This is a genomic window from candidate division WOR-3 bacterium (assembly GCA_039801725.1).
In the GTDB taxonomy this organism is placed as follows: domain Bacteria; phylum Hydrothermota; class Tepidihabitantia; order Tepidihabitantales; family DTDR01; genus DTDR01.
The window spans coordinates 41,080-50,557 of the sequence record JBDRVE010000009.1 but is presented as its reverse complement, the minus strand read 5'-3'; the positions used below and the strand labels follow the sequence as shown (position 1 = coordinate 50,557).

Annotated in this window: 9 protein-coding genes; all 9 read left to right on the top strand. The window is 28.9% G+C overall.

The genetic code is table 11. The features are described 5' to 3' along the window. Window positions 1-929, top strand: a 929-nt coding sequence (locus ABIK75_03255; GenBank protein MEO0090107.1) for a DUF362 domain-containing protein, incomplete at its 5' end; no start/stop codon positions are given. Between the two features lie 60 nt (window positions 930-989). Continuing rightward, complete coding sequence (locus tag ABIK75_03250; protein MEO0090106.1) at window positions 990-2,645, top strand: hypothetical protein; 1,656 nt, start codon at window positions 990-992, stop codon at window positions 2,643-2,645. Next, window positions 2,639-3,874: a hypothetical protein gene (locus ABIK75_03245; GenBank protein ID MEO0090105.1), complete on the top strand. Its 1,236-nt coding sequence runs from the start codon at window positions 2,639-2,641 to the stop codon at window positions 3,872-3,874. The genes ABIK75_03250 and ABIK75_03245 overlap by 7 nt, the downstream gene beginning before the upstream one ends. Beyond that, window positions 3,871-6,276: a tetratricopeptide repeat protein gene (locus ABIK75_03240; GenBank protein MEO0090104.1), complete on the top strand. Its 2,406-nt coding sequence runs from the start codon at window positions 3,871-3,873 to the stop codon at window positions 6,274-6,276. The genes ABIK75_03245 and ABIK75_03240 overlap by 4 nt, the downstream gene beginning before the upstream one ends. Further along, window positions 6,273-6,947 (top strand): MotA/TolQ/ExbB proton channel family protein, encoded by a 675-nt coding sequence (locus ABIK75_03235; protein MEO0090103.1) that lies wholly within the window; start codon window positions 6,273-6,275, stop codon window positions 6,945-6,947. Before ABIK75_03240 ends, ABIK75_03235 begins: the two co-directional genes overlap by 4 nt. After that, window positions 6,948-7,361 carry a biopolymer transporter ExbD gene (locus tag ABIK75_03230; protein MEO0090102.1) on the top strand — a complete coding sequence of 138 codons (414 nt, stop codon included), beginning with the start codon at window positions 6,948-6,950 and terminating at the stop codon, window positions 7,359-7,361. It abuts the gene before it with no gap. Then, on the top strand, window positions 7,358-7,750 hold the full coding sequence (locus ABIK75_03225) for a biopolymer transporter ExbD (protein ID MEO0090101.1): 393 nt from the start codon (window positions 7,358-7,360) through the stop codon (window positions 7,748-7,750). The genes ABIK75_03230 and ABIK75_03225 overlap by 4 nt, the downstream gene beginning before the upstream one ends. Continuing rightward, the gene (locus tag ABIK75_03220; GenBank protein ID MEO0090100.1) at window positions 7,743-8,609 is read left to right on the top strand and encodes an energy transducer TonB; all 867 of its coding nucleotides are present in this window, start codon (window positions 7,743-7,745) and stop codon (window positions 8,607-8,609) included. Before ABIK75_03225 ends, ABIK75_03220 begins: the two co-directional genes overlap by 8 nt. Continuing rightward, complete coding sequence (locus ABIK75_03215; protein MEO0090099.1) at window positions 8,606-9,475, top strand: hypothetical protein; 870 nt, start codon at window positions 8,606-8,608, stop codon at window positions 9,473-9,475. Before ABIK75_03220 ends, ABIK75_03215 begins: the two co-directional genes overlap by 4 nt. Window positions 9,476-9,478: the final 3 nt, after the last annotated feature.

Here is a 9,478-nt window from a genome sequence, read left to right as displayed (position 1 = left end):
CGCCAGAAAAAGGAGTTACTACCCATCCAACGATTGTTAAATCAATCTGTCAATATTTATTAGATAAAGGAGCGATTATTAAAGTTGGCGATAATCCCAGTTTATTAAGTAGCGATGCCGTTGAAAGGATTGGTAATATTACTCAAATAAAAGAAGTTTCTTTTGGTTTTTATACGGATATTAGTAAGAATTACAAGAAAATAAAAACAAGGATTGGTGAATTATCTATTTCTGCGGATATTTTGGATTGTGATATTTTAATTTCTGTTCCCAAATTAAAAACCCACATCTTAACAATTTTTACTCTGGCGATTAAGAATATGTTTGGAATTATTGTTGGTAATCAGAAATCACAAATCCATTATCAATATCCTTCACCCATTGATTTTTCTGAAGCCTTAATAGATATATATGAAATAAGAAAACCCGATTTAACAATCGTTGACGGAATTTTGGCAATGGAAGGAAATGGACCAAGTCAGGGTAATTTAAGAGAGTTAAATATTTTAGTAGCAGGTGATAATGGTTATCTATTGGAATGGGCGATTATCGGTTATCTATTAGACAAAAATCCTTTATCTATCCCTTATATTAATATCGCCAAAAGAAAGAATTTATTTAATGAGAATGATTTGGTTATTGAAGGTAATTATAATAAGGTAAAAGACTTTAAAATACCAAGCCAAAGGATTTATTATATCTTAAATAATATTTTAGGCAAGAATTTAATTAAAATTATCTATCACCCATTCAGGTATCAACGAATTAAAATTGATAAAGATCTATGTAAATTATGCTTGGAGTGTGTAAAAATTTGCCCAAATAAGGCTTTAAAATTAGAAGATAAAAAAATAAAATATAATAAATCTTTATGTATTTCTTGTTTTTGTTGCTATGAAGCCTGCCCTTATTCAGCAATTAAGATTTAATTTGGTATAAAAAATGTTTAAGTATTAAAAATGGGATGCCGTAAATTTTATTAGAGAATTATGAACTATTTATTTATCTTATTGATTTTTCAGCAGTTAAGTTATTTTGAATTTGTTGAATATCCTGAAGAACAGATTGCTGGTGATACTTTTTTAGTAAAGATTGTCGCATTTGAAAGTAATGGAGATACTTGTTGGTATTTTAATGATATTGCCAATTTAGCAACTACGAAAGATGGTCGTTATCGCTCTGTTTTTATATATCCAAATCAGGTATATTTTCAAAGGGGAGTTGCGACACAAAAGGTAGTTGTCACACTTGCCGAAACTTTAAGTTTGATTGCCTATGTGCCAAGCAGACCGGAAATAATGGGAAGAACACAAACGATTGAATTTTATCCAAATTATCCAAAAAAATTAATAATTTTATCACCGGCTGAAACATTGGCTGCTGGTTCCTCTTTTGGCAAAATCTCTTCTTTTCCGTTTTCCATAAAGGCAGGAGAGAATTTCTCTTTTCGGGTATATATTACTGATAATTGGTTTAATCCAACAAATACAACCGGAGAAACGGTTTATTTTAAAAGTACTGATAGTTTTGCTTCTTTACCAGCAGAAACTCCCTTTTTAGCAAACGAAAGTTTAGTATTTAATTGTAATCTAAAAACTGCTGAGAAGAAAAAGATTTATGTTTTATCAAAAACAGGTAATTTAACAACTGATTCCACCGAGATTATTGTTTTACCAAATGTTTATAATAAAATTTTATTAATTTTACCTGGTGAAGAGATTAGAAAAGGTGATACTACTACCTTAACTTTTTTAAAACCCGGAAAGAGAAATTTACCAAATCCTCAATATGTAAAAGAACCATTTTTAGTTAAAGTTTATATCTGTGATACTTTTTATAACCCAACAAACTGCGAAGGTGAGACAATAAAACTATTTTCCGATTATTCTTTTTCTTATTCACCTGATTTTATTGCCATTAATGACAGTGGCAGTTTCTTATGTTCTTTTGATTCTACTGGTGAAAACCAGACAATTTGGGCAAAAGGAAAATATAAAGAAACCTATCGTTCAAAATTGAATATTTTATCTAAAACTAAATTTTTTGAAATCTTTAAACCTGATACCTTACTTGCCGGAAAAGAAGGTGAAATAGAAGTTATTTGCCTTGATACCAATCAAAAACCAATTCCTTTCCACAAAGTAATTTATAAAGTAATCAAAGGGAATGGGCAAGTTTCTGATACTTTGGATTATACCGATGAGTTTGGTGTATCAAGAGTAAAATTTCTCTGCCAATATCCTAATTTTAATGAAGTTGATACCATTTTAATAAAATCTGATGAGAAAGAAGAAAAAATTGGAATTTATATTGAAGCAAAAGATACCACAATTTTTAAAGGAAGAATTATTGGTTTTCCAAATCCAACAGGTATTGAAACTGATTCTATAATTTTAATGTATTATTTACCAAAAGCCTGTGATATTAATCTCTTTATTTACGACCCCTTTGGTAATATTATTTTAGAGAAGAAAATAAGAAGAGATGAGATGGGTGCTCAATCTGGTGTAAATTATTTTATCTGGAATTGTAAAGATAAGAATAACAAAAAGGTTCCTAATGGATTATATAATATAAGAATAACTGGTATCAGTCATACCAAAAAAATATTTGATAATACTTATCGGATTTTGGTAGTATGGTAATTATTTTTCTATTTCTTTTCAATTATTTTCCCGGAGTAATTTACGATTATGGTCTATCTCCTCGTTCTTTGGCATTAGGAAAGGCATTTGTTGGACTTGCTGACGATGGTGAAGCAGGTTATTTTAATCCAGCAGGACTTTCCTTTTTGAATGAAATGGAAACAAAACTTGCCCATTCCCAACTTTACGGTGCCAATTTAGAATATCTAAATTATACCCTACCAACAGCCAAATATGGTACTTACGCCATCACCTTTTTCTCCCTTAACTCTTTTGGAATTGAATCAAGAAATATAAATAATGAGATATCAAAAAAGATATTTTTTACAGAAAATTCTTATATATTATCTTTAAGTTATCCCCTCTTCTCTTTTTTGGGAATTGGTGGAAATTTGAAGATAAATACTAAAAATATTTTTATCTATAGCGATGTCGGAATAGGTTTTGATATATCTTTCTATTTTTCTTATTTTTATCCATATACATTAGGAATTTCTCTTACTAATCTTGTACCACCAAACTTCAATCTCTATTCCGAAAAAGAAACTTATAAAAGAATATTCAAAATTGGTCAAGCATTAAGATTTTATAAAGAAAGGGTAAAAATTCTTTTGGATATAAATCTCTTGGAAGATATTTTAAAAGATTTTGATTACGATTATCTTGAACCGAAATTTGGTATTGAATTTGAAATTATGGAAAAGAGATTTATTCAAAGAATCGGTTTAGATAAAAATGAATTAAGTCTTGGCATTGGTTTAAAAAATGTTGGCAAAAGATTATCTTTTGATATTGATTATGCTATTTTACTTCATTATCGTTCTAACTATCTTCTTTCACCAACTCATAAAATCGGGTTATCTTTTAGATTTGGTGGCTTCCGAGTTTGGGCAAATGCCTTCCCTAAATATTTCTCACCAAAATTGGAAAGTAAAGAGAACCTTTTAACAATTAATATTAAATATAATACTAAAAAGAGAATAAAAAGATGGCAATTTTTAATTAGAAGTGAACTTGGCGAAATTGTCAAAACCTATCAAGGATTTGACGAAATGCCAACAAAACTCTTTTGGGATGGATTAGATGATATTGGTCGACCAGTGGCTGATGGAAAATATTATTATGAAATTACTTTAATTGATATTGATGAAAAAATATCCTTACATAATACCGGATTTTTAACAATAATAAAAACTACCGGTCCAAAAGGCGAGGTTAAAATAAAATGAACTTCTTAATTTTCTTTCAACTCTTTTTCTTAACAGAAGCAGAAGATTTTATTAACAAATATAACGAAATTATGAAATATTTAAAAGAAGGAAATTATCAATTAATAATTAAAGAAGGAGAAAAACTTAAAAAGGAAATTCCCGAAAGTTTAAAAAAGGAAGGTTTTGAATGGGAAATTGATTTCATAATTGCTCTTTCTTATTTAGGATTAAAAGATTATAAAAAAGCAGAAAAAATATTTTCTAAAATAATTAAAAATAGTAAGAATTATTTAAAACCGGAAGCCACTTATGCCCTTTTATTGAGCTCAATTATGAAAGGTGATTTTAAAAAGGGTGAAGAGGAATTAAAAAAATTAATGGAATACGAAAATTACCAAAAAGATGAAAGAATCTTGCTATTAAAGGCAGTTGTCCATTATTTAAAAGGTGAAGATAAAGAGGCCCTTAATATTTTAAAAGATTTGTCACTATTAGAAGCGAAACTCTTTTTAGCAAAAATATTGGCAAAAGAAGAAAAGACAATTTCAGCAGTTAATATCTTGAAATCAATTATCGAAAATAACCCTAATTTATTATTAACCAGTTATTGCCATTTTCTTTGGGGAGAAATTTTATTTTTTGATAATGACTTCCTTGGTGCTCAAGCAAAATTTAGTTATTTCTTAGAAAACTATCCCAATTCTCCTTTAAAGGATTTTGCCCATTATTTTTTAGGTGTCTCTTCTTTTTATCTTAATGATTATTTAAAGGTAATTGAAAATCTAAAAGGTTTAACTAAAAGCAATATTTCTTCTCTTGCGGCTAATAGTTGTTATTATTTGGGCATTACCTATTTTCTTTTAAAAGATTATGATAACGCGTTATATTATTTAAGGAAAGCCCTTTATAATTTTCCCAAAGAAAAGGCTTCTCTTTATGCCCAGTTAGAAATACCCTTTTTATACTTAGCCAAAAAAGATACAATAAATGCTATCCTCTCATCTTTACAGATCTCAAAACAAAGCAATATCCGTATCTTTGATGAACTACAAAATTATTTCCTTGCCCTTCTGTATTACCAATTTAAAGATTACGAAAATGCCTTCAAATCTTTAGAAGATATTTTACTAAAAAGCACAGATAAAAACTTAAAGGAAGCAAGCACCTTAATCTTATTACAATTATCTCTATTAACCAGAAACGAAAAAAGAGGAATTAGTATCTGTGAAAAATTTCTAAAAGAAGAAAGTATTATCAATAATCAAGAGGTTTATTATCTTTTAGCAGAAAATTTATATTCTTTACAAAGATTTGAAGAGGCAGAATATTATTATGAGAAAGTAAAAAACCCAAAAGGAAAATTAGGAAAAGGATATTGCGCCCTTCATTTAGGAAGATATAAAGAAGCGGAAGAATGCTTCAATAGTGTGTATCAAATTGATTTAAGCGATACCATTTTTACTCTTAATGCTCTTTTGGGATTGGGATATTCTTCGTTTAATCAAGGAGAATATGAAAAGGCAATTAACTACTTTGATTTTATCGTTCAGAATTTTAACTTTCCTTCTTATAAAGATTTTATCGCGAAAGCCTATTTTTATGCAGGCATCGCCTGTGAAAAATTAAAATACTATGGAGAAGCTTTAGAGTATTATAAAAAATTGTTAGAAAATTACCCTGATTATGAAAAAGCTGATGAAGCCTGTTTCCGTATCGGTGATTTATATTTCAAAGCCAAAAGATATGATGATGCCATTGGTTCTTTTCAATATCTTATTACCCGCTATCCCAATTCTTCTTTTCTTTCTTTTGCTCAGGCAGCAATTGGTCAAACTTATCTAATCCAGAAAGACTACAAAAAGGCTATTTTCGCTTTTGAAAAATTTCTCAACCTTTTTCCTAACGATATTCAAGCCAGCGGTGTTAAAAAATCTTTAGAACTTGCTTATTATTATGCTTCTTTAGAAGATACCAATTACCAAAAAGAATTTTTAAAAAAATTTCCTTCTTCCGAACTCTCTTCTCAACTTCTTATGGAAAAAGCAAAAGAATTGATTAACAAAAAAGATTATGACAAAGCATTAAAAATTTTACAACCAATTGCTACTGAAATGATTGATACCGAAATCGGTGGCGATGCCCAATTACTAATTGCTGAGATTTATAGCAACCAAAAAGATTGGGAAAATGCAAAAAATAGTTATGAACGATTTATCAAATATTTTCCTAACCACTCTCAAAGAGCCGGTGCCTATTTTAATTTGGCAATTACTTATTACAACTTAAAAGATTACGAAAAGGCAAAAGAAAATTTTCAAATTGTGATTGACTCTTTTCCCGATTCCGATTTTAAAGAAATGGCAGAGAAAAATTTAGAATTAACATTAAAGAAAATTGGTGAAAAAAAGGAGGAAAAATGATTTTAGGTCAGAGTTTATATCAAATATTTAAAAGTAGTTTTGTAATGATTTTATTACTTTTACTCTCAATCATTGTGCTGGCTTTAATTATTGAGCGGCTAATCTATTTCTATCGGAATAAATTTAAAGGCAAAGAAACTTTTGAGAAATTTGCTAATTATTTGAAAAAAGGCGATGTAGAAGGAGCCAAAGAATATGCCTTAAATTTGAAAAATCCTTTAGGCCGACTTCTTCTTCTTGGTTTAGAAAATCTTCATTTAAAAAGCGAAGAATTAAAAGAACTTTTTATTGGGCAAATAATTGAAGAAAAGGTTAAATACGAAAACTATCTCGGCGGAATTGGCACAATTGCCAATGGTGCTACTTTGTTAGGTCTTTTAGGCACTGTTATTGGTCTTATTAAAGCATTCCATAACATTGCGATTACCGGCTCCGGTGGACCGGTGGTGGTATCAAAAGGAATCGCAGAAGCCTTATTAACTACTGCTTTTGGCTTATTAATTGGAATTCCTGCTCTTTTCTTTTATAATTATTTCTCTAAGAAGGCAAATGATTTAAGCGAAGAATTAGAAAGCCTTTCCCAAAAATTTTTGGTTTTATTAGATCCCATCCGTAATAAAAAAGAAAAAATAAAAGAAGAAAAAGAAGTAGAAACATTTTGGAAATTTTAGATGTTAAGAAAAAGATTGTTAAAAAGAAAAGGTAATTTAGCAGAATTAAATATAACTTCCTTGGTTGATATTGCTTTAACATTAGTTATCGGCTTCATTGTTGCTCTTCCCTATTTCTTTGAATCAGGCATTTTTGTTTCCCAAGCAAAATTAGCCAGAAGTGAAGGTGGCTCATTAGAAAAGGAGTTAAAAATAAATATCTATTTAACAAAAAATGAGGAAATAATTTTAAATGAAAAGAAAGTAGATTTAACTGTTCTAAAAAATCTTTTGCCGCAATTGTTATCAAGGAGTTTGGAAAAAAAGGTATTGATCGGTGCTGATACAGAAGTAAGATATGAAAAAATAATAAAAATTCTTGATATTTGTAAAGAAAGTGGGGCTAAAGAATTAACCTTAATAAGAAAAAAATGAAAATAACAAATATCAATGTTTTACCGGTTGCCTGTGTTGGCTTATTAATGGTAATAATGATGATTATGGTCGCTCCGATGGTAATCAGTTATTCCAAAACACCGGTTGATGTGCCCCAAGCAAATACTGCGGAAAGAAAAGTAGAAAACGAAATCGTCATTTCTTTAACCAAAGAGAAAAAATTATATTTAAATGATATCCCAATATCTTTAGATATTTTAAAAGAAGAGATTGAAGATGAGCTAAAAGAAGATCCTTATCGACTAGTAGTAATTCGGGCGGATAAAGATGTAAATTACGGAGAAGTTATTTCTCTTATTGCGATTGCCAAAGAAGCAGGAGCAAAAAGGATTGCTTGTAGTACAAAGAAAAGGGAGAGAAATGAATAAAATTAAAACAATTGATATTGCTATTCTTTTCTCAGTAATTATCCATTTCTTCTTGCTCTTTCTTTTTAGTCAATTAAAAGAAAAAGAAATTATCTACGAAGATCTAAGGGAAATAACTTTTATTGATCAATCTTATCGGCCGGAAATTGCCAAAATAATAAAACCAACAAAAAGTACTCAAGATAATTTTGAAAGGAATCAAAAGGTCAAAAAATTTGAAGGAGAAGAAACAGAAATCTCGCCCGTTAATTTAACAAAAAAGATAGAAATAAGTCAGGGAAGAATAGATTTAAATTATTTTTCTTTCGGAAAAGAAGAAGGAATGGATGTGATTAAAATTAACACCGATAGAAAAGTGACGAAGACAATTGAAGAGATTTTAAAAGAAGAACCAATAAAATTGGTTAGTAGAGAAAAAAGCAGTGGAGTTAGTTTTGGGGTTTATCAGGAAGAAAAGGGACCGATAAATTTAGAAACAAAAACTTTAAAGAAAGAAAAAAAGATTGAATGGCAAGAAAAACCGAGTGAAGAATTGAGAATACCAACGAAAGAAAAGAAAGCAACCGAAATTGCAATTGCTGGTCCGATATCAGAAAGAAAGATTTTAAAAAAGTTTTTACCAAAATATCCAAGTTGGGCAATAGAAAAGGGAATTGGTGGTTATGTAATTTTGAAAATCTGGGTAACTCCCGATGGAAAGGTAGAAGATAATATTGAAATTATTGAAACTAGTGGTTATCCCCAATTGGATAAAATCGTTATGGAGGCAATAAAAGACTGGATTTTTGCTCCATTGGAAGAGAATACCAAAAAAGAGAAGCAATGGGGAATTATTAAATTTAGATTCGAATTATCATGAATTTTTTTATTATATTTTTTCTTGTCTTTCAGATTGATAGTTTAAAGTTTAAAAAAGAATCTTACGAGATTGGTGAAGAGATTATTAAAGGAGAAAAAAGAATGATTATTAATGAAATGAAAATTTTAAAAATACCTCAAATTAACCCTTTTTATCTTTTGAATGAAAAATTTTCCTTAAAAGATATAGAACTTAATAAAGAAGTAATGAAGTATACCGATTCAATCTTTTTATCTTATCCTTTTTTAAGTTTCCCTTATCTCCGGATACCATTAAAAGAGAAACTTTTAAAAGAGAATTTAATCATCTTTTTGCCGGAATTTGAAAAAGGGGTTAAAAATTGGGAACTAGTAATTTATTCCCAAAAGGGTGAAATTATTAAGAAAATAAATAATAAAGGAGAGGTTCCCAAAGCAATTTATTGGGATTTGAAAAAAGAAGATGGCAATTATTTAAATGTTGATGAAATTTATTACGCAATTTTTACTGCTTATGATTTTTTAGGCAATGAGACAAAAATTTTAACTCCTCCCTTCTCTTTTGATGGGCTAATTTATCAAGAAAAGGATAAAAAAGTTATTATAATAAACCCGGAAAGAATTTTTAAACCGGAAACTGGGGAAATAGAAGAAAATGGGAAAGAGATAATCGAAGAGATTTGTAATATTATTAAGCAGGATTTGCCAAAGGAAATAATAATAAATTTCTTTACCAAAAAAGAGAATTATTTATTAGAACAAACAAAAATTTTAGAGGAAGAGATAAAAAAGAAAGTAGCCTTAAATAAAAATCTTAAAGTCTATCCTTCTTTTCAAAAAGAAGTTTTTAATAGAATAAACAAGATTGAAATTATTCTTTTTAAATAATTT

What these genes read in the sequence shown, in the direction of transcription:
- ABIK75_03220 (MEO0090100.1), top strand. Translation starts at nt 7,743, where the DNA reads ATGAATAAAATTAAAACAATTGATATTGCTATTCTTTTCTCAGTAATT.
- ABIK75_03230 (MEO0090102.1), top strand. Translation starts at nt 6,948, where the DNA reads ATGTTAAGAAAAAGATTGTTAAAAAGAAAAGGTAATTTAGCAGAATTA.
- ABIK75_03245 (MEO0090105.1), top strand. Translation starts at nt 2,639, where the DNA reads ATGGTAATTATTTTTCTATTTCTTTTCAATTATTTTCCCGGAGTAATT.
- ABIK75_03235 (MEO0090103.1), top strand. Translation starts at nt 6,273, where the DNA reads ATGATTTTAGGTCAGAGTTTATATCAAATATTTAAAAGTAGTTTTGTA.
- ABIK75_03215 (MEO0090099.1), top strand. Translation starts at nt 8,606, where the DNA reads ATGAATTTTTTTATTATATTTTTTCTTGTCTTTCAGATTGATAGTTTA.
- ABIK75_03240 (MEO0090104.1), top strand. Translation starts at nt 3,871, where the DNA reads ATGAACTTCTTAATTTTCTTTCAACTCTTTTTCTTAACAGAAGCAGAA.
- ABIK75_03250 (MEO0090106.1), top strand. Translation starts at nt 990, where the DNA reads ATGAACTATTTATTTATCTTATTGATTTTTCAGCAGTTAAGTTATTTT.
- ABIK75_03225 (MEO0090101.1), top strand. Translation starts at nt 7,358, where the DNA reads ATGAAAATAACAAATATCAATGTTTTACCGGTTGCCTGTGTTGGCTTA.